Consider the following 23,765-nt stretch of genomic DNA (forward strand, 5'->3'; position numbering starts at 1 on the left):
GGTTAGTTCAGCTGGTTAGAATACTTGGTCGACATCCAAGGGGTCGGGGATTCGAATTCCTCACCGCCCACCAGAATTTAGCAGTAAGTAGTTTTAAAGAGTTTTAAGCTGGCGCAAGCCGCAAGCGGTCATTTGAAATGCAATGATCAACAAAAGTTTTACGGGCGGTTAGTTCAGCTGGTTAGAATACTTGGTCGACATCCAAGGGGTCGGGGATTCGAATTCCTCACCGCCCACCAGAATGCAGTTAGAGAGAAAGGTAAAACCGGTTATGACACCGCGAACTACTACCAAGCTTTGGGAGTGACGCTAGTCGAACGGGTTTCCTTTGTCTCAAAAAAGTGAAAAACGCGGCTAGTCCGCGTTTTTTTTGCGTCTGCGTTTTCCTTTCAGTTTTTCAGTCCACACCATTCATTGCAGTTTTACCTGGCGCCAGCGCCGATATGGAGATCAATATGCTTACAATCCGACTTCCCGATGGTTCCGCCCGTCAATTTGACGGCCCGGTCACCGTGGCCCAGGTTGCGGCCAATATTGGTACCGGCCTGGCCAAGGCTGCCTTGGCGGGCAAGGTCGACGGCAAGCTGGTCGATACCTCCTATCTGATCGAGCAAGACGCGGAACTGGCGATTGTCACGGACAAGGACGCTGACGGCCTGGAAGTGATCCGCCACTCGACGGCCCACTTGCTGGCATATGCCGTCAAGGAACTGTTCCCGGACGCGCAAGTGACCATCGGTCCCGTGATCGACAACGGCTTTTACTATGACTTTGCCTACAAGCGTCCGTTCACGCCGGAAGATTTGACGGCGATCGAAAAGAAAATGGCGGAACTGGCCAAGAAGGATGAGCAAGTCACGCGCAAGGTTGTCGCGCGCGACGAAGCCATCGACTACTTCAAGGGTATCGGCGAAGCGTACAAGGCTGAATTGATCGGCTCGATTCCGGCCGACCAGGAAGTGTCGCTGTATTCCGAAGGCAAGTTTACGGACTTGTGCCGCGGCCCCCACGTGCCATCGACGGGCAAGCTGAAAGTCTTCAAGCTGATGAAGCTGGCCGGCGCCTACTGGCGCGGCGACTCGAAAAACGAGATGCTGCAGCGTATCTATGGCACGGCCTGGGCCAAGAAGGAAGACCAGGAGCTGTATCTGCACAATCTGGAAGAGGCGGAAAAGCGCGACCACCGCAAGCTGGGTAAGCAGCTCGATTTCTTCCATTTCCAGGAAGAAGCGCCAGGCCTGATCTTCTGGCACCCGAAAGGCTGGTCGATCTGGCAACAGGTCGAGCAATACATGCGCAATGTGTACCAGGTCAACGGCTACCAGGAAGTCAAGGCGCCGCAGATTCTCGACCGTGGCCTGTGGGAAAAAACCGGTCACTGGGATAATTACCGTGAAAACATGTTCATCACAGAATCGGAAAACCGCGCCTATGCGCTGAAGCCGATGAATTGCCCTGGCCACATCCAGATTTTCAACAATGGCATGCGCAGCTACCGCGACTTGCCATTGCGCTACGGCGAATTCGGCCAATGCCACCGCAACGAGCCGTCGGGCGCCTTGCACGGCATGATGCGCGTGCGCGGCTTTACGCAGGATGACGGCCACATCTTCTGCCTGGAAGAGCAGATCGCCGGCGAAGTGACGGCGTTCCACCAGCAGGCGATGGATGTGTACACGGCGTTCGGCTTCACGAATATCGACGTGAAACTGGCCTTGCGCCCCGATAACCGCATCGGCACGGAAGAGTCGTGGGATTTTGCCGAGGAATCCTTGCGTTCGGCCTTGCGCGCCTGCGGCGTGGAATGGACGGAATTGCCAGGCGAAGGCGCGTTCTACGGTCCGAAGATCGAATACCACCTGAAAGACAGTCTGGGCCGCGCATGGCAAGTGGGTACCGTGCAGATCGATCCGTCGATGCCGGGCCGCCTGGGTGCTGAATATGTGGCCGTGGACAACACGCGCCAGGTGCCGATCATGCTGCACCGCGCGATCGTGGGTTCGCTGGAACGTTTCATCGGCATCCTGATCGAACACTATGCGGGCGCCATGCCGCTGTGGTTGTCGCCGGTGCAGGTGTCGGTGTTGAATATTTCCGACGCCCAAGCTGATTATGTACAAGAAGTAACAACAAAACTGCGCAAAGCGGGGCTGCGCGTACAGGCTGATTTGCGTAACGAGAAGATTACCTATAAAATACGTGAACATTCCGTACAAAAATTGCCTTACATCTTAGTAATTGGCGACAAAGAGCGGGATGCAAATACAGTGGCCGTGCGGGCGCGGGGCAATGTCGATCTGGGCGTCATGTCCGTCGATGCCCTGATTGAGCGACTCAAACATGAAGTCGACACCAAGGCCTGACGAGGAAACTCGCTGCACGACCGTCTTACAAGATTTTTAAAGGAAATTACAATAGCTACTGACAAGTCACATCGCATCAATGGCGAAATCACTGCCCCTGAAATGCGTTTAAGCGGGGTCGATAACGAGCCACTCGGTATCGTAAGTTTGGCTGAAGCCTTCCGCCTGGCGGAAGAGGCAAACGTCGACCTGGTGGAAATTGCGCCTACCGCGCAGCCGCCGGTGTGCCGTTTGATGGACTACGGCAAATTTAAGTATTCGGAGCAAAAGAAAGCTCACGAAGCCAAATTGAAGCAAAAGATCATCCTCGTGAAGGAAGTCAAATTCCGTCCGGGGACTGATGATGGTGACTACAATATCAAGTTGCGTAATCTCATCAAGTTCCTTGAAGACGGCGATAAAACCAAGATCACCTTGCGTTTCCGCGGTCGTGAGATGGCGCATCAGGATATTGGCTTCCGCATGCTGGAACGTCTGAAAGCCGATCTGGAGCCGTATGGCCAGGTCGAGCAGTTCCCGAAGATGGAAGGCCGCCAAATGATCATGGTTCTTTCGCCTAAGAAGAAGAAGTAAGCTACAATAGCGTTTTACTGTGGATCGACGTGGTTTGCGCCTGTATGGGTGTGACACCAGATTCCAGGCAGAATTTGCGCGGCCCGCTCAGCAATGTGCGGGCCGCGTGAACTGTAGCGGACTCGCATCCGCTGCACAACATGTGAAAGCAGGCATCTAAGCGCAGCGTCGTGTTGCCACCTGCAATCCTGTTATAAATGGAGCTGTCCGTAAGAGGACAGATTGCTATGCCTAAAATGAAGACCAAAAGCTCCGCGAAAAAACGTTTTCGCGTGCGTCCAGGTGGAACAGTCAAGTCGGGTCACGCGTTCAAACGCCACATCCTGACCAAGAAAACCACCAAAAACAAACGTCAGTTGCGCGGTACCCGTAACATCAACGCATCGGATGTCACATCCGTCATGCGCATGATGCCGACTGCTTAATCTCACACTCAATTTAAGGAGTTACTATGCCTAGAGTAAAACGTGGGGTTACAGCTCGTGCCCGTCATAAGAAGATTCTTGTTCAAGCTAAAGGCTACCGTGGTCGCCGCAGTCGTGTATACCGTGTTGCCAAGCAAGCAGTTATGCGCGCTGGCCAATACGCTTACCGCGATCGCCGCAACAAGAAGCGCGTTTTCCGCCGCCTGTGGATCGCCCGTATCAACGCCGCTTCCCGTGAGCATGGCGTAACGTACAGCGTATTCATGAACGGCTTGAAAAAAGCAAATATCGAACTGGACCGTAAAGTCCTGGCCGATATGGCTGTGATGGACAAGCCAGCATTCGCTGCGATTGTCAACGCAGTTAAAGCAAAAATCGCTGCGTAAGCATCGGTCATTGCACAACGTCATCCCAGGGTGACGTTATAAAGAGCGGGGCAGGGGTGTGAACCTTATGCCCCGTTTCCGTTTTTGATTGTTGGACTTTAGATAGCTGAGTCCAGAATTGATGTCCAAAACAGGAAAAGCCGCATGAACTCCCTAGAAGAACTCGTCGTCTCGGCCCAGGCTGACTTTATCGCCGCCGCAGACGCTGCCGCACTTGAAAACGCCAAAGCCCGCTACTTGGGCAAGACTGGCCAGATTACTGAAATGATGAAGGGCCTGGGCAAGCTGGACCCGGACGCGCGCAAGGCGCAGGGCGCCCTGATCAATGCCGTCAAAGTGCAGATCGAGGACGCGCTGACGGCGCGCCGTGATGCGCTGGCCGATGCCCAAATGCAAGGCCGTCTGAACGCCGAAGCGATCGACGTGACCCTGCCAGGCCGTGGCCGCATGCCTGGCGGCATCCATCCCGTGATGCGCACGTGGGAACGTGTCGAGGAAATCTTCCGCTCGATCGGCTTCGACGTGGCCGACGGCCCCGAAATCGAAAATGACTGGACCAACTTTACGGCGCTCAACAGCCCGGAAAACCATCCAGCCCGTTCTATGCAAGATACGTTCTACATCGATGGCAACGACACCGATGGCAAGCCCTTGCTGCTGCGCACGCACACAAGCCCGATGCAGGTGCGCTATGCGCGCACGCATACGCCGCCGATCAAGGTCATCGCGCCGGGCCGCACCTACCGAGTCGACAGCGACGCCACCCATTCGCCGATGTTCCACCAGGTCGAAGGCCTGTGGATCGCCGAAGACATCAGCTTTGCCGACCTGAAGGGCATCTACCTGAACTTCGTCAAGGCTTTCTTCGAGACGGACGACCTGCAGGTGCGCTTCCGCCCGTCGTACTTCCCGTTCACGGAACCGTCGGCCGAGATCGACATCGCCTTCGGCTCCGGCCCGCTGAAAGGCCGCTGGCTGGAAGTGTCGGGCGCCGGTCAGGTGCATCCCACCGTGGTGAAGAACTTCGGCCTCGATCCCGAGAAATTCATCGGTTTTGCTTTCGGCTCCGGCCTGGAACGCTTGACGATGCTGCGTTATGGCATCAACGACCTGCGCCTGTTCTACGAGGGCGATTTAAGGTTCCTGAAGCAATTCAACTAAGCGTTGTTCCGTTTGATTCATGGCGCTGGAGCGCCCGTGCGCTCGCGCTGTGAGCTTTGACCATTTGAAGGCTTGATTATGCAATTTTCCGAAAACTGGCTCCGTACCATGGTCGATCCGAAGATGACTTCGGACGAACTGGCCCATCTGCTGACCATGTCCGGTCTCGAAGTCGAGGACGTCGATCCTGTCGCCCCGCCATTCTCGAACGTGGTGGTGGGTTTGGTCCTGGAGATGGAGAAACATCCGAATGCGGACCGCCTGAATGTGTGCCAGGTCGATGTCGGCACGGGCACCATGCTCAACATCGTCTGCGGCGCGCCGAACGTACGCCCGGGCTTGAAAGTCGTTTGCGCGATGGCGGGCGCCGTGTTGCCCCCTGGCGCCGATGGCAAGCCGTTTGAAATCAAGGTGGGCCAGCTGCGCGGCGTCGAGTCGCAAGGCATGCTGTGCTCCGCGCGCGAATTGAAATTGTCGGAAGAAAACGCCGGCTTGATGGAATTGCCGGACGACGCGCCCATCGGCCAGAATTTCCGCGATTACTTTGCCCTTAATGACTTGAAATTCACCATCAAGTTGACGCCGAACAAGGCGGACTGCCTGTCCGTGCTGGGCGTGGCGCGCGAAGTGTCGGCATTGACGGGCGTGCCCCTGAATGCGCCGCAGTTCCGCACCGTGCCGGTTTCCAGCGATGAAATCCTGCCTGTGAAAGTCAGCGCGCCGGACCTGTGCGGCCGTTTCACGGGCCGCGTCATCCGCGGCCTGAACGCTCGTGCCGTCACGCCGGACTGGATGAAGCAGCGCCTCGAGCGCAGCGGCCAGCGTCCGCTGTCGGCCCTGGTCGATATTTCCAACTATGTCATGCTGGAACTGGGCCGTCCCAGCCACGTGTTCGACCTGGCAAAGATCCACGGCAGTCTCGACGTACGTTGGGGCAAGGCGGGCGAATCCGTCAAGTTGTTGAATGGCAACACCGTTGCCGTCGACGAGTGGATCGGCGTCATTGCCGATGAGCAGGAAATCGAATCGCTGGCTGGCATCATGGGCGGCGACGCCAGCTCGGTGTCGGACGATACGGACAGCATCTACCTGGAAGCGGCATTCTGGTGGCCGAACGCCATTCAAGGCCGCGCCCGCCGTTTGAATTTCTCGACCGATGCGGCGCACCGCTTCGAGCGCGGCGTCGATTTCGCCACCACCGTCGAGCACATCGAGCGCATCACGGCCCTGATCGTGGAAATCTGCGGCACGCCGGCCACCACCGTCGGCCCCGTCGACGACCACGTGGTGAACCTGCCGCAACGCCAGCCCGTGTCGATGCGCACGGCGCGCGCGCAAAAAGTCATCGGCGTGCCGCTCACGGATGAGCTGATCGCCGATATCTTCACGCGCCTGGCCCTGCCATTCACCCTGGCCGACGGCGTGTTTTCCGTGACCTCGCCCAGCTACCGTTTCGACATCGAGATCGAGGAAGACTTGATCGAGGAAGTGGCGCGCGTGTATGGCTTCGAAAACATCCCGACCTTGCCGCCCGTGGCAGCGAACGTGATGCAGATTGCACCAGAAAATACCCGCTCCTTGTTTGCGGTACGTCATGAACTGGCCGACCTGGGCTTCCAGGAAGTGGTTAACATGAGCTTTGTCGATACGGCATGGGAGCGCGATTTCTCGGGCAACACGAATCCGATCAAATTGCAGAACCCGATCGCCAGCCAGATGAGCGTGATGCGCTCCTCGCTGATCGGCAGCCTGATCGCCAACGTGCGCTACAACCTGAACCGCAAGACGAACCGCGTGCGCATCTTCGAAGTGGGCGCCATCTACCAGCGCGACGACAGCGTGGAAAACGGCCCGCTGTCGGTGGCTGGCTACGCCCAGCCCAAGCGCGTGGCGGCCATGGCCTACGGCGCGGTGGCGGACGAGCAGTGGGGCCAGCCGTCCCGCACGGTCGACTTCTTCGACGTGAAGGCGGATCTGGAAGCGCTATTCGCGCCGCTGGTCTTGCGTTTCACCAAGGCGGAACATCCAGCCCTGCATCCGGGCCGTTCGGCCAATGTGGAGCTCGATGGCAAGGTCATCGGTTTCATCGGCGAATTGCACCCGCGCTGGATGCAGAAGTACGACTTGCCGCTGGCGCCCGTGCTGTTCGAAGTCGATGCCGCTGCCCTGACGCAAAGAGTCGTGCCCGTGTACCAGGAAATCTCGAAATTCCCTGGCGCCAGCCGCGACCTGGCCGTGGTCGTCAAGCAATCGGTGGCCGTGCAGGATCTGCTCGACAGTTTCCATGCCGCCGCGAAGGCTAGCCCTGCAGCGCGTATCGTGCAAGCCATTGTTTTATTTGATGAATATCGTGGAAAAGGGCTGGAAACGGATGAAAAAAGCCTTGCTTTCCGGATTAGCTTGCAAGATACTCAAAACACCCTGCAAGACGATGTCGTCGACGGCCTGATGGCTGTCCTGATCGATGCGGCCAAGCAGGGCCACGACGCGAAACTGCGTTCGTAATTACCGGACTGGCCGTCGCTTTTTGCGTGACGGCCTTTCCGTCGTCAACCGTAGACGAGCTTGCCATGTGGCAGGCTCGGGCGCACAGAAAAGGCAGGGCAGGAAAATTAATAACAGCGACGTTGATTCCGCCGTACTGCAATCCGCACTGGCCGCCGATTTACATCGGGCCATGCTGGTTGCCAAAGTGCGCCAGGAAGCGGAAAAAGATTTACCCACCTTGACCAAGGCGGAACTGGCCGAATTGTTGTTCGAGCAAGTGGGCCTGAACAAGCGCGAAGCGAAGGATATGGTCGAGACCTTTTTCGACGAAATCCGCAATGCGCTCGAGCGTGGCGAGGCCGTCAAATTGTCCGGTTTCGGCAATTTCCAGTTGCGCGACAAGCCGCAACGGCCAGGCCGCAATCCGAAGACAGGCGAAGAGATTCCCATCACGGCGCGCCGCGTCGTGACCTTTCATGCGAGCCAGAAGTTGAAAAGCATGGTCGAAGAGACCAGTCCGCTGGCACGTGCTGCCTGAGTGAGTGGCGATGAACGAGCGCATCAGTAAAACCGAGTTGATCGCCCCCTTGCCGCCCATTCCGGCGAAACGCTATTTCACGATCGGCGAGGTGAGCGAGTTGTGCGGCGTCAAACCGCATGTATTGCGCTACTGGGAGCAGGAGTTTTCCCAGCTCAAGCCGGTCAAACGACGTGGCAACCGCCGTTATTATCAGCACCATGAGGTGCTGCTGATACGCCGTATCCGCGAATTGCTGTATGAGCAGGGCTTTACCATCAGCGGCGCGCGCAACAAGCTCGACAGCCGTGGCGCATCGCATGCCATCGCCGACGAATTGCCGGTGCTGCCAGCCATGCCCGTCGTGCCGCAGGAAGCGCCGCTGGACCGCGCGTGGATACGCAATGAATTAATTGCGATTTTAAACTTGCTAAAATAAGATTTGTACCAATATAGGTGGGGTTGTGCGGTAGCGGTTGACTATGCTGCATGGGCGCTCCGCCTTGGCGCTGCCGCTGCCGTACGGCGCGCCATATTTTGAATATAATGTTAATGTTGCGTTTTTGTTAGTGACGCTAAGCTGGAGCAGCGTTCAGGTTCCGGTAGTCTTTCCCAGGCCAGGAAAATTTAAGGGGAAACAATGATACGCGTTGCCATTTGTGATGATCACCAAATAGTACGAGCTGGATTCAAACAGATTTTTTCGTCGTCAAGCGATTTCAGTGTGGTGGCGGAAGCCGGTACGGGGCGCGAAGCGCTCGATATCGCCCGCCGCGAAATTTGCGATGTATTGCTGCTCGATATCGCCATGCCCGACCAGAGCGGCATCGATACCTTGCGCACGATCCGCCAGGGCCAGCCGGAATTGCCCGTGCTGATCCTCAGCGGCTATCCCGCGCAGCAATATGCGCTGAACCTGTTCAAGATGGGCGCGAATGGCTATCTGAACAAGGAATGCGAAGCCGATGAGCTGATGACGGCCGTGCGCACCGTATTCCAGGGACGCCGCTATGTCAGCTCGACCGTGGGCGAGTTGCTGGCGCAGTCGTTCGACCGCGACACGAATGCCGCCCTGCATACGGAATTGTCGGACCGCGAGTTCCAGGTCTTTTTGCGCCTGGCGCGCGGCGCCACCGTGTCCGATATCGGCGTGGCCTTGTCGCTGAGCATCAAGACGGTGAGTACTTACCGCACGCGCATCATGGAAAAAATGGGCTTGCAATCCAACAGCGACTTGACCTATTACGCAATGAAAAACAATTTGCTTGACTAGCGCTGCGGTGCGATCATGGAAACATGATCGCTCAGCCAGCTGGCCAGCACGACTTGTGCAGTGCAGCAGTTTGTGGCGAGGACTATAATTGGCCGGCGCCGGCGCTCTCTCCCGCGCCGAACCTTGCTAAGGATGCACATCAGGATGTATTTCACCGCTGAACCGGCCCCGAATCACCGCCTGCCCCTGTACAAGACGATCCTGTGCGTGACTTGCGCCTTGTTGCTTGTACTGAATGGTTTCAGTCTTTATCATAACCTGCAGTCGCTGAAGGGCACGAATGCCTTGCTCAGCCAGAGCGCCCGCGTGGCGGACCGCCTGCAGTATCTGAACGTGCTCGTGCTCGATGCGGAAAGCAGCTTGCGCGGCTATTTCATTTCCGGCTCCGAAACCTATCTGGGGCCGTCGAAGACCGCTACCACCGAAATCGACAACGAATTCAACGAGCTGCAAACCTTGCTTGCGGGCAGTCCCACCCAGCTGAAAAACCTGGGTCAGCTGAAAAGCTTGATTCGCCGCAAGATGTCGATGTTGCAACAATCGATCGACGTCTACAAGCAGGGCGGATTGGCCGAGATCGTCAACATTTCCCGCGTGACCGATGACCGCGCCACCATGGACGAGATCCGCCTGCAGGTGGTGATCATGACGCGCGAACAGAATGAAGCGCTGTCGTCCGGCAGCGCCGCCTTTTATCATGAATACCAGAAAGCCGTGCTGCTCGGCATCGGCATCAATGCCTTGGCCATCCTCGTGCTGATCATGTTTTACCAGCTGGTGCGGCGCAGCTTCCAGAACCGCGCGGCCGTCGAGTATGCATTGCAGAATGCCAACGACACCCTGGAATCGACGGTCAGCAAGCGTACCGAGCAATTATCCGTGCTGTCGCGCCATTTGATCAGCGTCAATGAAGTGGAAAAGGCGCGCCTGGCGCGCGAGCTGCACGATGAGCTGGGCGCGAACCTGACCTCGATCAGCATGGACCTGGGCGCCGTTACGCAGCAACTGGCGCACGCGCAGCCGGAACTGGCCGCGCAATTGCGCCGCGCCAAGGCGACCCTGCTGGAAACGGTGGAACTGAAGCGCCGCATCGTGGAAGACCTGCGCCCGAGCCTGCTGGACAACCTGGGCCTGTGCGCCGCCATCGAAAGCTATTGCGAGGATTTTGCGCGCATGAGTTCGGTTCGCTGCGAAACGGACGTGGCCATCAATATCGACAACCGCGAAGCGACCTTGACGATTGCCCTGTTCCGTATCGTGCAGGAATCGCTGACGAATATCCTGAAATATGCGCGCGCCGGCATGGTCAGCGTGACATTGAAGCGCAACGAGCACGGCCTGGTGCTGCGCGTCATCGACGACGGCATCGGCATCACGGAAGATGCGCTGCAAAAGCCCATGTCGCACGGCTTGCTGGGCATGCGCGAGCGGGCCTTGCTGCTGGGCGGTACCCTCACCGTGCGCCAGGGGCCGGAAGGCAAGGGGACTTGCGTGGAAGCCGTGATTCCCTTGCCGCTGACGCCGGAGCCGGAAGAGATCGACGAAGACGCCAGCGTGTGAGTGGTTCTGAACGCAAAAAAATGGCCGGGCATGCAGCCCGGCCATTTTTTTGTCCATGCTGCCGGGTCAACGGCAGCTTGTCATCAGCAGCGCGACACGTCGCGCAGCAAGCGGTCGTATTCCGTCTTGGCCACTTTGTAGCACTCGCCCGCATAGCATTCCAGGCCGGCGCGGTCCAGCACCGTGATATTGCCGCGGCGATAGTGGATCAAGCCTTCTTCCTGCAGCTTGCCGGCGGCAGCCGTGATGCTTTCGCGGCGCACGCCCAGCATGATGGAGATCAGCTCTTGCGTCACTTTCAATTCATTCGATGGCGAACGGTCCAGGCGGTCCAGCAGCCAGCGGCACAGTTTTTGCTCGATCGAGCTGTGGCGGCCACCGACGGCGTTCTGCGCCATTTGCGCAAACAGGGCGTTGGTATAGCGCATCAGCAGCTGGGGCAGGGCGCCGCCTTGATTGAAGGCGTCGCGCAAGCTTTGCGTTTTCAGGCGGTAGCCGTAGCCGGCGCTTTGCACGACGGCCGTGCACATGGCGCGCTCGCCTGCCAGCAGCGAAGCGCCAGCGACGCCCTCATGGCCGACCACGGCGATTTCCGTCGTGGCGCCGTCTTCCATTACATACAGCAATGAAATGATGGCGGTGGTGGGGAAATAGCTGTATTCCAGATTATTGCCGTAGGCATACAATTCCTTGCCGAAAGGCAGTTCTACCAGTTCCAGGTCTTCGAACAGCGATTCGAGCGCGGCGCGCGGCAGGGCGGCCAGCAATTCATTCTGTTGTGCACTGCTGAGGCTAACCCGCGACGCAAGCTTGATTTCCCGTCCGGCCGCCGGCATGGCGCGCGGCAGCAGCTGGTTCTTCTGGACCGGGGCGATAAGTTGAGTATGGCTCATAGTATTCCTCACAGGCTTTTTACATCGGAGTGCGACTGCCGCGTTGCTGGTCAAAAAAGCTGCCGGCTTCATGTAGTCACGGCATTTTCTTCGACCGCGCGGTGCAGATCGCGATGTAGCTACTTTAAAAGCTTATGTAAGTGGCGAACATAAGATTAGCAGTCGCCACTTTGTAGTCTCTTTTGAGGCGAAATTGTAGTCCTTGTCCTACGTGCACACTTTTGACTAGCTAGCCTTGGGCCGTTCTGCGCGATTTTGTGATATGACGCGCGGTTTATTGGCGCTCCACAGGCCGGCCGGACGCACGCTGGGCAAGCCGTCGCGCACGGTCGCGGCGGGTGCCTGGCGCTTGCCCGGCGCCTCGTGTTCCCCCAGGCGGAAGCGGCTCACGGCCTGCGTCAGCGCCTCGCCTTCCTGGTGCAGGCGCTGCGAACCGGCGCGCGCCTCGTCGACCAGACCCGCGTTCTGGTGCGTCATGTCGTCGATCTGCGCCAGCGCATGATTGATGCGGGCGATCTCGCCATTCTGCTCCGCGCCGGCGCTGCTGATGCGTCCGATTACCACGGCCACTTGCTGCACGGCATCGACGACTTGCCGCATGGTGTTGCCGGCGGCATTGACCAAGTCGCCGCCCGCATCGACGGTGGCCACCGAATCGCCGATCAGGCGCTTGATTTCCAGCGCCGCCTCGTTCGAGCGCTGCGCCAGGCTGCGCACCTCGGACGCCACGACGGCAAAGCCGCGCCCTTGCTCGCCCGCGCGCGCCGCCTCGACGGCCGCGTTCAGGGCCAGGATATTCGTCTGGAAGGCGATGCCGTTGATGACGCCGATGATGTCGACGATCTTGTGCGAACTGGCCTTGATCGAGGCCATGGTCTCGACCACGGCGCCCACGGTCTGTCCGCCGCGCAGGGCCACGTCGGCCGCCGTCGCCACCAGCGTGCGTCCCTGTCCGACGTGGGCTTCGTTGCGGCCCACGGTGGCCGTCAGCTCGCGCATCGAGTCCACGGTGGCGCCCAGCGCGTCCGCTTGCGTGGCCGTGTGGCCGGACAGGGCCGCGTTGCCCTGCGCGATATCGGCGCCGGCCGCCGCGATGACGGCCGCGCCGCCGCGGATTTCCTGCACCAGGGTGGCCAGGCCATGCGTCATGGCGCCGAAGTCGCGCACCAGGTCGCCGATTTCGTCGTGCGCCTGCGAAGTGATGCGCTGCGACAGGTCGCCCGCCGCCGCCGCGCCGACGGCCAGGCGCAATTGCGTCACGTCGCGCGCAAACGCGGCATAAAAGCCCGCGCACAGGTAGGCGGCGGCCAGCAGCACCAGCAGCATGGCGGCGAGGATCAGGCCGCGGCGCGCCTCGTCGCGCGCGATGCGCTGCGCCAGCAGGCTGTCGAGCGCGGTGGCGGAGGCGCCGGACAGCGCGTGCAGGGCGTCGATCGCCTGCATGCCGGCCGCGTGGAATTGCGCGCCCGAGGTCTGGTCGTAGGAATTCGTCACTTCATTCTTCGTGCGTTCGAGGAAGGCCAGTGCGGCCGGCACGGCTTTCAGGGCCGGCTGCAGGCTGGCGCGCAATTCCGGCCTGGCGGCGAGGATTTCGTCGAAGCGGGCCGGCAGGCGTTCCAGTTCGTGGCGCGCGATCAGGGCGTTGGCGTTGACCAGCTGGTCCTCGTTCGCCTCGAACAGGCCCGTGTCGATGTAGGCGGCGCCGCGCCCGGCGATGTCGGACAGGCTTTCGGCCAGGTCGGGCAAGGTGGCGGTAAACACGGCGCTCAGGTGGTTGGCGCCCGCGTCCGGGTCCAGGCTCAGGTGCGAGCGGTCGGCTACCAGCTGGCCCAGCTTGGCCGCCTGGCGCAGCAGCGCCGTGTGCGCCGCGTAGCTGTCGCGCGCCGCGAGGCCCGCCTGGCGCCCCAGCAGTGCTTGCCACTGCTTCGTCAATTCGGCCGCCTGCGGCAGGCCCGCGCCCGCCGGCAGGCGCGCCAGGGCCGCCAGCGCGGCCGTGATGCGCGCATTGACGGCCGTGTTGTCCATGCCCGCCTTGCCGCTCAGGCGCAAGTGTTCGAGGCCGCGCCGCTGCTGCAGCAGGCGCGTGCCTTCCTGCAGCTGGCGCACATACGCCACGCCCCGCTGCGCATCCTGCGCCTGGGCCAGCGACTTGCCCAGTTCCGAGATCAGCAGGGTGGTCGCCAGCGCCAGCGGCAGCAGGAAGACCAGGCAGACAAGCATGAATTTGGGCAGCAGGCGCAGGCGCTGCATGAGTCGGATGGCGGGGGTGAGGAGCATTTTCATCGGGTTTCCAGGGTAGGGTGACAACATTTCTGCAGTGCAATGTTGCCTGCGGATTGTGACCCCTTGATGAACTGCGCGGCTGCGTGGCCAATTCGCGCCGCCGATTTTGCGGTTCGCCAGAGTGAAGCAGTTCACACGGAAGGCCGATCCTTCTGTAAAATCGAGGGTTTTTTGCGAGGGCCATATTATGGTCACCAATATGGCCAACGAGAACGACATCAACACCCCCGATTCCACTGACAACGCGGATAGCGCAGCCGATTCCGCCAGCACCGTCGTCAGCAGCAAGGCGCCGGCCGTGATCGCGCGCGAAGTGCAGCGCCGCCGCACCTTCGGCATCATTTCCCACCCGGATGCGGGTAAAACCACGCTGACGGAAAAACTGCTGCTGTTCTCGGGCGCGATCCAGATGGCCGGTACCGTCAAGGCCCGTAAATCGGGCCGCCACGCGACGTCGGACTGGATGGAGATCGAGAAGCAGCGCGGCATTTCCGTCGCTTCCTCGGTGATGCAGTTCGAATTCCGCGACCACGTCGTCAACCTGCTCGACACCCCGGGCCACCAGGACTTCTCGGAAGATACCTACCGCGTGCTGACGGCGGTCGACTCGGCGCTGATGGTGATCGATGCGGCCAAGGGCGTGGAAGCGCAGACGATCAAGCTGCTGGCCGTCTGCCGCATGCGCAATACGCCCATCGTCACCTTCATGAACAAGATGGACCGCGAGACGCGCGATCCGCTGGACCTGCTCGACGAACTCGAATCGGTGCTGAAGATCCAGTGCGCGCCCGTCACCTGGCCTATCGGCATGGGCAAGAACTTCCGCGGCGTGTACCACCTGCTGAACGACGAAATCATGCTGTTCAAGGCCGGTGAAGAGAAGGCCGATGGCGCTTTTGAAATCATCAAGGGCATCGACAATCCCCGCCTGCAGGAGATGTTCCCGCTTGAGATGGATCAATTGCGCATGGAAGTGGAGCTGGTGCACGGCGCGTCGAACCCGTTCAACCTGGAGGAATTCCTCTCCGGCGTGCAGACGCCCGTGTTCTTCGGTTCGGCCATCAACAACTTCGGCGTGCGCGAGATTCTCTCGGCGCTGGTCGACTGGGCGCCGGCGCCGCGCGAGCGCGACGCGACCGTGCGGTCGGTGGCGCCGTCCGAGCAGCCTTTCACCGGTTTCGTCTTCAAGATCCAGGCGAACATGGACCCGGCGCACCGCGACCGCATCGCCTTTTTGCGCGTGTGCTCGGGACGTTTCGAGCGCGGCATGAAGGTCAAGCACTTGCGCCTGGGGCGAGAGATCAAGGTGTCGAACGTGGTGACCTTCATGGCTTCCTCGCGCGAACAGGTGGAAGAAGCGTACGCGGGCGACATCATCGGCTTGCCGAACCACGGCAACATGCAGATCGGCGACAGTTTTTCCGAAGGCGAGATGCTGACGTTTACCGGCATCCCGTACTTCGCGCCCGACTTCTTCCGCTCCGTGCGCATCCGTAATCCCTTGAAAATCAAGCAGTTGCACAAGGGCTTGCAGCAGCTGGGCGAAGAGGGCGCGGTACAGGTCTTCAAGCCGGTGCAGGGCGGCGAACTGGTACTGGGCGCCGTCGGCGTGCTGCAGTTCGAAGTGGTGGCCAGCCGTTTGCTCAACGAGTATGGCGTCGACGCCGTGTTCGAAGGCACCAGCATCAGCAGCGCGCGCTGGGTCAGCTGCGACGACAAGCGCGTCCTGCAGGACTTCGAAAACGCGCTGGGCCACAACGTGGCCTACGATGCGGCCGGCAACATGGCCTATTTGGCCACGTCGGGCGTCAACCTGCGCCTGACGGAAGAGCGCTGGCCGAAGCTGACGTTCCACGCCACGCGCGAGCATTCCGCGAAATTGGCTTGATGAATATCAAGTAGGTGCCAGGGGCAGAACCAGCGGTTCTGCCCTTTTTTTACGCCGGCAGGATCGTGCGCGTGCTCCAGTCGCGCCGCTCCAGCAGCAGTGCCGTCAGCTGCGCCGCCGTCATCGGGCGCGCAAAGAAGTAGCCCTGCACATTGTCGCAGCCCGCCGTTCTCAAAAACTCCACCTGCTGCAAGGTCTCCACCCCTTCGGCCACCACCTTCAGGTGCAGGCTGTGCGCCATGGCGATGATGGCCGTGACGATGGCTTCGCCCTCGCCGGGCAGGTCGTGCACGAAGCTGCGGTCAATCTTCAATTGGTCGATCGGCAGGCGCTTCAGGTAGGACATCGATGAATAGCCGGTGCCGAAATCGTCGACGGACAAATGGATGCCCGTTTCCTGCAGGCGCCGCATCAGTTCCACGTTGGCGTGGATATTGTCCATCAAGACCCCTTCCGTGATTTCCAGCTCCAGCAAGCCATGCGGCAGCTGCGTTTCGTGCAGGATGGCGCGGATATCGTCCATCAGGCCCGGGTCGCGCGCCTGGCAGGCCGACAGGTTGACGGCCACGTGCTCGAGCGAATCGAGCAGCCCCGCCTTGCACCAGAGGGCCGCCTGGCGGCAGGCGCTTTGCAGCACCCAGCGTCCCAGGTCGACGATGATGCCGCTTTCCTCGGCCACGGGGATGAATTCGGCGGGGCTCAGCTGGCCCATTTCGCGGCAGTTCCAGCGTACCAGCGCTTCCACGCCGACGATGCGCCCGCTGCGCAAGTCGATCTGCGGCTGGTAGTGCAGATACAGTTCTTCATTTTGCAGCGCGCGGCGCAGGTTCGCTTCCATGCGCAGGCGGCGCTGGGCGCGCAATTCCATTTCGGCCTTGAACACGGCGTAGCGGTTCTTGCCCTGGTGCTTGGCGTGGTACATGGCCGTATCGGCATTGCGCGTCAGGGTGGCCACGTCCTGCGCGTCGAACGGGTACAGGCTCACGCCGATGCTGGCGCTGACATACAGCTGGTGGCCTTCGAGGTCGAATGGCGGGGCCAGCACGGCGAGGATCTTGCGCGCCACGCTGGCCATTTCCGAGGCGTCGTCGGCCGGTTCGACGATGACGACGAATTCGTCGCCGCCGATGCGGCAGATGATGTCGGTGCCGCGCAGGATGCCCACCAGGCGCGCGGCGACGAGCTTGAGCAGCTGGTCGCCGCAATGGTGGCCCAGCGTATCGTTGACGATCTTGAAATTGTCCAGGTCCAGCAGCAGCAGGCCCACGCTGCTGTCCTGGCGGTCGGCGCGCGCCAGCGCGTAGGCCAGGGCGTCGTTGAATTCATGGCGGTTCGGCAGCTGCGTGACGGAGTCGACGTGGGCCAGGTAGTGCAGATGGTTTTCCGCATGCTGGGCGGCGGTGCGCGTGCGGCGCACCATCAGGAACGTCAGGCCGAATGCGCACAGGCAGACGAGCAGGGTAAAGGCGGCAAATTGCGCCAGGCTGGCGTACAGCGGCGCCAGGCTGGCGCGCAGGTACAGCGCGCCGCCGCCGGGCAAGGCCTTAAGGATGGCGGCGCTGCCGTCCAGGTAATCGATGTGCAGGCCGTTGCGTGGCGCCGTGGGCACGGCATCGGCGCCGCTGCGCGCGTAGCGGGCAAACGGCGTGCCATAGGGGGTGTAGAGCAGTGCTTGCCGGATATGCGGGGCGGCGGCGAGGGGAGCGAGGAGTTGTTGCGCGGCAAGACGATTGTCCTGGCGCATGGCCTGGGTGGCGGCGGGCGCCAGCATGTCGGCCTGGATGTGCAGGCTGCGCTGGAAAGATGCCTGGAGGGAAAACAATTGGAAAAGGATCAGCAGCAGGCTGGCCATGGCCAGCATGGCTGCCGCGGCCAGCAAGTTCAGCCGGGCTATCCGGTCGCCGCGCAGCTGCGCGGAAGGCAGCATCAAGGGCGCCATCATGACGCATTCTCCTGCCGGCCCCGCTTGCCGCCGCCCCGTGTGATCCCGCCTCGCCCTGCCATACTTTACGTTCCAGTCTGATGAAAACCGAAGTGAGCCGGAACTCTCAACGTGTTGTTAAGGCCGACATATTGTCATTTTGCAGCGTGAAAGTACAGGGTACGCGGCAATTTAGTATCCATGCAGCACGCCGTTGGCAGCGGGCAAGACGACAAGACAGGCGGAAAAGGCGGGGCGTGTCTTTCTAATAATAATTCAAGTTGAATTTTAATCCTTTTTTTGCCCGCTGGTTTTTTTCTCTAAAAACATGCTGACGGCAAACAAAATGCCATCAAGAATAACTTCAATGCCTGCGTCCATCCCGGCACGGATTAACTTTTTGACCGTATCGGCCATTGCAAGTCATTGATTTTAATAAATTTTAATGAAGAATGCGAGAACGCTATGGCCTTGCTCCGCGAGTTCGTCCATAATCCGCTGATGATGGACGTTCTGATGCTGTTTGTTTTGTCTGCCGCGGCCAAGCAAGCTGCCGCCAGCAAAACCGGACGTCGCCCTAATGATGAATAGTGAGGATATCTTGGAAAAAAAACCAAAAATTATTTTGTCGTCACAAGACCTGGAACGACTGGAAGCGTTGTTGTATGCCTTGGGTAATAATTTGTCGCCGGACAAGGCCGCCTTGCTCGATGAGCTGGGCCGCGCCGAGGTGCTTGAGCCGGAAGAGATTCCCCCGACCGTCGTGACGATGAATTCCACCGTGCGCTTCACGGTGGAAAACAAGGAGGAATTCTGCCTGACGCTCGTGTATCCGAAGGATGTGGAAGGCCAGGCCGACCGCATTTCCGTGCTGGCGCCCGTCGGCAGTGCGCTGCTGGGCCTGTCCGTCGGCGACAGCATCGCCTGGCCCATGCCCGGCGGCGTGGTGAAGGTCAAGATCGAGGAAATCGTCTACCAGCCTGAACGGGCCGGCGAATACCACCGCTAAGCAGCGATGGCGGACGGCGCCTGCCGTTCGCCTGCCAGGTCGTGTTGCCAGAAATTAACTATTGCGTTGCACGCGCACCACCAGCCATCCCGCCACCACGGTAAACGTGACGATGATGGCAACGATGATCCAGAAGCCCTGCGGGTGCTGGGCCAGCGGAATTCCCCCCACATTCATGCCCAGCATGCCGGCGATGATATTGATCGGCAAGGCCAGCACGGTGACGATGGTCAGCACGAACAGGCTGCGGCTGTTTTCCTCGTTGACGCTGGCGGCAATCTCTTCCTGCAGCAGTTTGATGCGTTCCTGTAGCGAGGACATATCGCTGAGCACCACCGAAAATTCCTCCGTCGACTGGCGCAATTCCAGGCTGTCCAGCTCCGACACCCATGCGGGCGGACGCTGCAGCAAGCGGAACAGGGCGGCCGGTTCCGGCGCCAGCAGGCGCTGCAGCCGCACCAGCACGCGCCGCATGGCGCCCAGGTCTTCGCGTTTCGGCACCAGCCGCCCGGCCAGCAGGTGATCCTCGATATCGTCGACCCGCGCCACGGCGTCGCGCACGATGTTGACCAGCACGTCGGCCTGGTCGCGCAGCAGATGGATCAGCAGTTCCACCGACGAGCGGATCGGCTCGTGGTTCTTGATGACGGCCTGGCGCAGCCGCTCGATCGACTGCAGCGGCGCGCGGCGCGCCGTGATGACGAGGTTTTGTGCCACGCTGGCCCACATGGTGGAAATGTCGGACGCTTCGAACGAGAAATTGTGCACCACATCGTTGACTACGGCGATCAGGGTGTTTTCCGCCTGCTCGATGCGCGTCGAACGGGAACCCTGGTGCAGGGTTTCATAGAATTCGTCGGCCAGCTGCGTGTGCGTCATCAGCCATTTTTCGCTGGCTGCATGCGACAAATTAAAATGCAGCCAGACGAACTCCTGTGCCTGGCGGGCCGCGCCATCGGCCAGCCAGGCCAGCGCGGCCGTCGAGTCGAGCGCCAGCGGCTGCGCCGCGCGGCCAAACAGGAAGCCCCAGACCAGGCCCGAGGTATCCGAGCCGTAAGTAAAACCGGCAGTTTCCATCGCCATCGTGAATCTTTCTCGCGCAGTGTGATTGATCGTCGCGCGATTTTAATACACGGATATGTCCGGAAAATGACAAGGCCACCGCGATGGGTGGCCTTGTGCGGACTACGGATGCGTATTAATCGCGGCGCGGATTATCGGGGCGGCGGTCGTCGCGGTTCGGTATGCCGTCGCCGTCGCGGTCGTGGCGGTTGCCATTGTCGCGGTCATAGCGGTTGGGGATGCCGTCGCGGTCGCGGTCGCCGTTCGGCCCGCGTGGCGACCAGCGGCCTTGCTCCATCTGCCAGCGGCCGTCGCGCTGGTTCCAGGCCGGTGGCGCATATACATAGCCGGGGCGTTCGGCGATCCACACGCCAGGCGTCCAGGCGTAGCGCTGGCTGCGCCATTCCCAGTGGCCGGGCGCCCAGATGTAGCCGTGGCGCGCGCGCGGGATGGCTTCGCGGCGCGGCGGCGGCGGGGCGATGCGGATTTCGTCATAGCGCACGGGCTGCACCTGTGCGGCGACCCAGCCGCCACGGTCCAGGCGCCAGCGGTTGTTCTCCTGTATCCAGGCGGCGCGGCGGTACTGGTTGCCGCTCCGTTCGCGCAGCCATTCGCCATTGTTCCAGACATGGCGCTGGCCATCCCAGTTCCAGTAGCCGGGCGCCCAGACATAGCCGGCGCGCGGCGCTGGCACGCTTTCAAACCGTGGCGGAGGCGGGGCGTTGCCGACGACAATGCTGACGCCGAGCTGATTCTGTGCCATGGCCTGCACGGGCAAAAAGGCCGCGGTGCTGATGGCGAGCATGGCTGCTGCGTAGAGTGCGATGGGTTTCATGGTGTGCTCCATTTCGGTGATTGCGTGAAATGGACTATAGGCGCTTGCTGGCGTTTTTTCGCCTTTGATTCAACTTATTACAATTGACACAATGCTGTGTGTCCGTGTATCCGTGGCGGATACAAATGGCGGCCTGGCGCGGCGCTCTTCAAACTGGCGCCAGGCGGCGTGGAGTCGGCATGGGCGGCTCACAGGGTGCTGGCGGTGGTGTTGCCCAGCAAGGCTTGCCGTTCCTCGATCAGCGAGATTTTCTTTTCCTGCTCCGTCAGGCGCTTGGCGCTGACCACCACGACGGGGATGGCGCGGGCCTGCGCCGCATCGCCGGTTTCGGCCGCCTGTGGCCGGGTGAAGCTGGCATAGCTGGCACCGCAGGCGATGGCGACGGCGACGGTGAAGATGGCTTCCATGTTTTTCAGGGTTTTCATGATCGTTCCTTTCGGTGGCGGGTGGGTATGTCTGCACTGTAGCCACACGCGCGCCCGCCCGCCATGCGCATGCGACCAGCCGTGGTTTTGGCGGGATGGCCTGCAAAAAAACGGCGCTGAAATGCCTGCGCACGGGATTGGCGGGCGACCGCTTGAATTGAGGCCTAATTAGCCCTGTATCCGTGCATATGAATGTACTTGCCACATGGCATTATTTGACACTGCACAGTGTTGTGTGCCGGGGCGCGCACGCGCGGCGCGCGGCAGGTGCCGCGCCAGCTGTCCTGCTAGAATCGGCATGGCAGCCGTGTTGCACACACTTGCGCGCACAATCATTCTCATCAGGAGTCACACATGTTCCAATTGTTTGGTTTTGGCGGCGCCCGCTGCCCGCGCTGCGAGCACAAGAACGGCGCCGCCGCCGGCTATTGCGCGCAATGCGGCCTGTCGCTGGGCGCCCCCGACAGCGACGCGGTGCTGCATGCCAATCAATGGCATCTTGCTGATGGGCAACTGGCCCTGTTCTTCGGCGTGCGCGAGCTGTCCTCGCTGTTCGGCAGCGCGGCGCGCCGCTTGCAGGTGCCCGCCGAGTCGCGCGCCTGGATCGTGCAATCGGACGCTTTCACCTTGATACCGGCCGGCGACTACGACAGCGCCGCCTTCTTCGCGCGCCTGCCCGCGCTGCTGCCGGCGCGCCCGGCCGAAGTGCTGATCGCGCGCGCCGACGCCGTCAGCCTGGAATTCGACCTGCCCGGGCTGGCCAGCACGGAGCGGCTGGACGTCGCCGCCGCGCTGCGCGTGGATATCGCGCTGGGCCAGCCCGATGCGTTCGCGCGCCAGTTCATGCGCGCGCCAGGCGCCGTCACGCGCGCCCACCTGCACGCCTTGCTGCTGCCGTCCGTGCGCCAGATTGCGCTGGAATTCATCGGCAGCCGCGCGCTGCGCGAGATGGACGCGAATGCCGACCTGCGCCCCGAACTGAACGAACGCCTGCAATCGGCCCTGACGCAGCGCCTGGCGCCGTCCGGCCTGGCCGTGGCGCGCGTGGAAACGCTGAGTTTGCGCCATGACAAACGCGACGGTGACGCTGGCGCCGGCGCCAGTATCGGCACCCTGTGGCTGGGCGGCTTGCCGGCGCAGGAGCTGGAGCAGCACAGCCTGGAGCGCATGAAGCAGCTCGACCAGCTGTATGACGAGGAAGAATGGCAGCGCATCCGCCGCGAGGAACTGGCGGCGCGCCATGCGCACCGCCGCGCCGAACTGCGGCAGGACGCGACACTGGAAAAAGCGGAGCTGGGCCACCAGGAAGCGCAGCGCCTGCAGGCGCTGCGCGGACGCCAGATCGACCTGTACGGCCGCATCCTGGAAGCGAAATCGCGGCGCCAGGCGCTCGACCATGGTGCCGCGCTGGCGCTGGGCGAGCTGGAACAGGAATTGGCGCAGAAGGGCGCGCAGCGGGCCGATGAAGCGGCCAACTGGGAACACGTGCGCGCGCTGGCCGCCATCAAGATGCGCAGCGAGCTGGAATTGTCGCAGCTGCACGGGCGTGAGCAGATCCAGCTGGCGCAGCAGCGCTTTACGCATCAGGTCCACTTGCAGTCGATCGCGCAGCAGATTGAAAGCGCGCTGCTGATCGACGACGAGACGGGCCGCCGCACCCAGCTGGCGCGCCTGCGCCAGGCGCAAGCGGATGCGGCCCGGCGCGAGGCGCAGCTGGAGGCGGAGCAGCACCAGGCGGCCTGGCAGGGCCTGATGCTGGCCAACGCGGCGCGCAAGCGCGAGGCCGAGCGGGTGCAGGAGTGGGAAGACCAGATGCAGCTGGCGCGCCAGCGCGAACTGCTGCGCGTCGAGGCGCACAAGGATGAAGCGGCCCAGGTGCAGGCGGCGGAAATCGCGGAAAAAGTGGCAGCGCTGCGGCGCGGCGGCGCGCGCGAGGACGCCATCGCGCAGCAGGAAAAGCTGCTGCGCACCATCGAAGCGGACGGCGTGCACGCGCGCCAGCTGCAGCAGCAATCGCAGCTGGCGCAGCTCGACGCGCTGGCCATCGAGGAACAGCGCCAGCAGCTGCGCCAGCTGGAACAGGAAGCGCAATGGCAGCGCGACTTGCTGGCCATGGCGCAGCAGCGCGAAAGCGATTACGCGCGCTGGAAGGGAGAATATGAAGCTTTGCTGGCGCAGCAGGCGCATGCGGCCGAACTGGCGCGCATCGATATCGACCGCATCGAGAAAATCGGCTCCCTGAGCGACACGGGCAAGGTGGCCATGGCAGCCGGGCAGAATGCGGCCGCGCTGGCGCAAGTGCTGAAGGTGCAGCTGCAGGCGGGCATGAGCGCCGAGCAGATTCACGCGCTGGCGGCGCTGGCAGCGGCCGAGAACAGCGTCGCGCCGCTGGACGCGCTGCGCATGGCGCAGGACAGCGTGGCGCAGGAACGCAGCTACCTGGAAGGCCAGGCGGAGCGCGAACGGCGCCAGCAGCTCGACCTGATCAACCTGCAGAACGCGGCGCACGCGCACGGCCTGTCGGCGCAGGCGCAGTTGGGCGTGGCCGTGGCGCAGGCGCTGCAGCCGGGCGCCGCCGCCGCACCAGCATCAGCGCCGGCCCGCTGCAAGAACGGCCATGCGCAGCGCGCGGGTCACCCGGAAGATAAATTCTGCGCCGCCTGCGGCGTCGCCCTGCAGCCTTGATGGAAGCGTTTCACCCCAG

21 protein-coding genes and 1 tRNA gene are annotated in these 23,765 nt (G+C 61.5%); 15 read left to right on the forward strand and 7 right to left on the reverse strand.

Annotation, left to right across the window (positions count from 1 at the left end; genetic code table 11):
- The first annotated feature begins 162 nt into the window (after window positions 1–162).
- The 11 genes from AC1RJW_RS04690 to AC1RJW_RS04740 all read left to right on the forward strand — a co-directional run bounded on the left by AC1RJW_RS04690 (window position 163) and on the right by AC1RJW_RS04740 (window position 10,745).
- Window positions 163–239 (forward strand) — tRNA-Val (locus AC1RJW_RS04690).
- Between the two features lie 216 nt (window positions 240–455).
- The gene (gene thrS / locus AC1RJW_RS04695; RefSeq protein WP_034783228.1) at window positions 456–2,363 is read left to right on the forward strand and encodes a threonine--tRNA ligase; all 1,908 of its coding nucleotides are present in this window, start codon (window positions 456–458) and stop codon (window positions 2,361–2,363) included.
- Window positions 2,364–2,375: 12 nt separating this feature from the next.
- Window positions 2,376–2,936 carry a translation initiation factor IF-3 gene (gene infC / locus AC1RJW_RS04700; RefSeq protein WP_205711303.1) on the forward strand — a complete coding sequence of 187 codons (561 nt, stop codon included), beginning with the start codon at window positions 2,376–2,378 and terminating at the stop codon, window positions 2,934–2,936.
- A 227-nt stretch (window positions 2,937–3,163) separates the two neighbouring features.
- Window positions 3,164–3,361, forward strand: a complete 198-nt coding sequence (gene rpmI / locus AC1RJW_RS04705; RefSeq protein WP_038493025.1) for a 50S ribosomal protein L35 — start codon at window positions 3,164–3,166, stop codon at window positions 3,359–3,361.
- Window positions 3,362–3,387: 26 nt separating this feature from the next.
- Window positions 3,388–3,747 (forward strand): 50S ribosomal protein L20, encoded by a 360-nt coding sequence (gene rplT / locus AC1RJW_RS04710; RefSeq protein ID WP_010399214.1) that lies wholly within the window; start codon window positions 3,388–3,390, stop codon window positions 3,745–3,747.
- Between the two features lie 144 nt (window positions 3,748–3,891).
- A complete protein-coding gene (pheS, locus tag AC1RJW_RS04715) occupies window positions 3,892–4,908 on the forward strand; it encodes a phenylalanine--tRNA ligase subunit alpha (RefSeq protein ID WP_092794222.1) in 1,017 nt (338 codons plus the stop codon).
- A 78-nt stretch (window positions 4,909–4,986) separates the two neighbouring features.
- Window positions 4,987–7,413, forward strand: coding sequence for a phenylalanine--tRNA ligase subunit beta (gene pheT / locus AC1RJW_RS04720; protein ID WP_493043839.1), 2,427 nt, complete (start codon window positions 4,987–4,989; stop codon window positions 7,411–7,413).
- Between the two features lie 172 nt (window positions 7,414–7,585).
- Window positions 7,586–7,933 (forward strand): integration host factor subunit alpha, encoded by a 348-nt coding sequence (locus AC1RJW_RS04725; RefSeq protein WP_010399205.1) that lies wholly within the window; start codon window positions 7,586–7,588, stop codon window positions 7,931–7,933.
- Between the two features lie 10 nt (window positions 7,934–7,943).
- Entirely contained in the window at window positions 7,944–8,351 is a 408-nt protein-coding gene (locus AC1RJW_RS04730) for a MerR family transcriptional regulator (RefSeq protein WP_326457759.1), read from the forward strand.
- 201 nt (window positions 8,352–8,552) lie between these two features.
- A complete protein-coding gene (locus AC1RJW_RS04735) occupies window positions 8,553–9,185 on the forward strand; it encodes a response regulator (RefSeq protein ID WP_034783185.1) in 633 nt (210 codons plus the stop codon).
- A 144-nt stretch (window positions 9,186–9,329) separates the two neighbouring features.
- Window positions 9,330–10,745, forward strand: coding sequence for a sensor histidine kinase (locus tag AC1RJW_RS04740; protein WP_493043841.1), 1,416 nt, complete (start codon window positions 9,330–9,332; stop codon window positions 10,743–10,745).
- Between the two features lie 83 nt (window positions 10,746–10,828).
- On the opposite strand, the gene AC1RJW_RS04745 is transcribed toward AC1RJW_RS04740, so the two are convergent.
- Both AC1RJW_RS04745 and AC1RJW_RS04750 read right to left on the reverse strand, forming a co-directional pair.
- Window positions 10,829–11,638 carry a Crp/Fnr family transcriptional regulator gene (locus tag AC1RJW_RS04745; protein ID WP_034783188.1) on the reverse strand — a complete coding sequence of 270 codons (810 nt, stop codon included), beginning with the start codon at window positions 11,636–11,638 and terminating at the stop codon, window positions 10,829–10,831.
- Between the two features lie 225 nt (window positions 11,639–11,863).
- Window positions 11,864–13,921, reverse strand: a complete 2,058-nt coding sequence (locus AC1RJW_RS04750) for a methyl-accepting chemotaxis protein (RefSeq protein ID WP_493043843.1) — start codon at window positions 13,919–13,921, stop codon at window positions 11,864–11,866.
- Between the two features lie 199 nt (window positions 13,922–14,120).
- Here AC1RJW_RS04750 and AC1RJW_RS04755 point away from each other — a divergent pair, with 199 nt between their 5' ends.
- Window positions 14,121–15,809, forward strand: a complete 1,689-nt coding sequence (locus AC1RJW_RS04755) for a peptide chain release factor 3 (RefSeq protein ID WP_493044206.1) — start codon at window positions 14,121–14,123, stop codon at window positions 15,807–15,809.
- A gap of 49 nt (window positions 15,810–15,858) precedes the next feature.
- On the opposite strand, the gene AC1RJW_RS04760 is transcribed toward AC1RJW_RS04755, so the two are convergent.
- Both AC1RJW_RS04760 and AC1RJW_RS04765 read right to left on the reverse strand, forming a co-directional pair.
- The gene (locus tag AC1RJW_RS04760) at window positions 15,859–17,751 is read right to left on the reverse strand and encodes a putative bifunctional diguanylate cyclase/phosphodiesterase (protein ID WP_493043845.1); all 1,893 of its coding nucleotides are present in this window, start codon (window positions 17,749–17,751) and stop codon (window positions 15,859–15,861) included.
- Between the two features lie 267 nt (window positions 17,752–18,018).
- A complete protein-coding gene (locus AC1RJW_RS04765; RefSeq protein WP_493043847.1) occupies window positions 18,019–18,147 on the reverse strand; it encodes a hypothetical protein in 129 nt (42 codons plus the stop codon).
- A 48-nt stretch (window positions 18,148–18,195) separates the two neighbouring features.
- On the opposite strand from AC1RJW_RS04765, the gene AC1RJW_RS04770 reads away from it, so the two are divergent.
- Entirely contained in the window at window positions 18,196–18,321 is a 126-nt protein-coding gene (locus AC1RJW_RS04770; RefSeq protein ID WP_326456981.1) for a hypothetical protein, read from the forward strand.
- 10 nt (window positions 18,322–18,331) lie between these two features.
- On the forward strand, window positions 18,332–18,739 hold the full coding sequence (rnk, locus tag AC1RJW_RS04775; RefSeq protein WP_493043849.1) for a nucleoside diphosphate kinase regulator: 408 nt from the start codon (window positions 18,332–18,334) through the stop codon (window positions 18,737–18,739).
- Between the two features lie 54 nt (window positions 18,740–18,793).
- Here the strand turns inward: rnk and AC1RJW_RS04780 are convergent, their stop codons facing one another.
- The 3 genes from AC1RJW_RS04780 to AC1RJW_RS04790 form a co-directional block, all read right to left on the reverse strand.
- On the reverse strand, window positions 18,794–19,822 hold the full coding sequence (locus AC1RJW_RS04780) for a transporter (RefSeq protein WP_493043851.1): 1,029 nt from the start codon (window positions 19,820–19,822) through the stop codon (window positions 18,794–18,796).
- A gap of 115 nt (window positions 19,823–19,937) precedes the next feature.
- Entirely contained in the window at window positions 19,938–20,636 is a 699-nt protein-coding gene (locus tag AC1RJW_RS04785) for a YXWGXW repeat-containing protein (RefSeq protein ID WP_493043853.1), read from the reverse strand.
- A gap of 188 nt (window positions 20,637–20,824) precedes the next feature.
- Entirely contained in the window at window positions 20,825–21,061 is a 237-nt protein-coding gene (locus tag AC1RJW_RS04790; protein WP_493043855.1) for a hypothetical protein, read from the reverse strand.
- 354 nt (window positions 21,062–21,415) lie between these two features.
- Between AC1RJW_RS04790 and AC1RJW_RS04795 the strand changes: the two genes are divergently transcribed.
- Window positions 21,416–23,746, forward strand: coding sequence for a coiled-coil domain-containing protein (locus tag AC1RJW_RS04795; protein ID WP_493043857.1), 2,331 nt, complete (start codon window positions 21,416–21,418; stop codon window positions 23,744–23,746).
- Window positions 23,747–23,765: the final 19 nt, after the last annotated feature.

Source organism: Janthinobacterium sp. GW822-FHT07A03 (genome assembly GCF_058798815.1).

Bases quoted from the DNA above. Each gene is read 5' to 3' on its own strand.
- thrS (WP_034783228.1), top strand. From the start codon at position 456: ATGCTTACAATCCGACTTCCCGATGGTTCCGCCCGTCAATTTGACGGC.
- rpmI (WP_038493025.1), top strand. From the start codon at position 3,164: ATGCCTAAAATGAAGACCAAAAGCTCCGCGAAAAAACGTTTTCGCGTG.
- rplT (WP_010399214.1), top strand. From the start codon at position 3,388: ATGCCTAGAGTAAAACGTGGGGTTACAGCTCGTGCCCGTCATAAGAAG.
- pheS (WP_092794222.1), top strand. From the start codon at position 3,892: ATGAACTCCCTAGAAGAACTCGTCGTCTCGGCCCAGGCTGACTTTATC.
- pheT (WP_493043839.1), top strand. From the start codon at position 4,987: ATGCAATTTTCCGAAAACTGGCTCCGTACCATGGTCGATCCGAAGATG.
- AC1RJW_RS04725 (WP_010399205.1), top strand. From the start codon at position 7,586: ATGCTGGTTGCCAAAGTGCGCCAGGAAGCGGAAAAAGATTTACCCACC.
- AC1RJW_RS04730 (WP_326457759.1), top strand. From the start codon at position 7,944: ATGAACGAGCGCATCAGTAAAACCGAGTTGATCGCCCCCTTGCCGCCC.
- AC1RJW_RS04735 (WP_034783185.1), top strand. From the start codon at position 8,553: ATGATACGCGTTGCCATTTGTGATGATCACCAAATAGTACGAGCTGGA.
- AC1RJW_RS04740 (WP_493043841.1), top strand. From the start codon at position 9,330: ATGTATTTCACCGCTGAACCGGCCCCGAATCACCGCCTGCCCCTGTAC.
- AC1RJW_RS04745 (WP_034783188.1), bottom strand. From the start codon at position 11,638: ATGAGCCATACTCAACTTATCGCCCCGGTCCAGAAGAACCAGCTGCTG.
- AC1RJW_RS04750 (WP_493043843.1), bottom strand. From the start codon at position 13,921: ATGAAAATGCTCCTCACCCCCGCCATCCGACTCATGCAGCGCCTGCGC.
- AC1RJW_RS04755 (WP_493044206.1), top strand. From the start codon at position 14,121: ATGGCCAACGAGAACGACATCAACACCCCCGATTCCACTGACAACGCG.
- AC1RJW_RS04760 (WP_493043845.1), bottom strand. From the start codon at position 17,751: ATGATGGCGCCCTTGATGCTGCCTTCCGCGCAGCTGCGCGGCGACCGG.
- AC1RJW_RS04765 (WP_493043847.1), bottom strand. From the start codon at position 18,147: ATGGCCGATACGGTCAAAAAGTTAATCCGTGCCGGGATGGACGCAGGC.
- AC1RJW_RS04770 (WP_326456981.1), top strand. From the start codon at position 18,196: ATGGCCTTGCTCCGCGAGTTCGTCCATAATCCGCTGATGATGGACGTT.
- AC1RJW_RS04780 (WP_493043851.1), bottom strand. From the start codon at position 19,822: ATGGCGATGGAAACTGCCGGTTTTACTTACGGCTCGGATACCTCGGGC.
- AC1RJW_RS04785 (WP_493043853.1), bottom strand. From the start codon at position 20,636: ATGAAACCCATCGCACTCTACGCAGCAGCCATGCTCGCCATCAGCACC.
- AC1RJW_RS04790 (WP_493043855.1), bottom strand. From the start codon at position 21,061: ATGAAAACCCTGAAAAACATGGAAGCCATCTTCACCGTCGCCGTCGCC.
- AC1RJW_RS04795 (WP_493043857.1), top strand. From the start codon at position 21,416: ATGTTCCAATTGTTTGGTTTTGGCGGCGCCCGCTGCCCGCGCTGCGAG.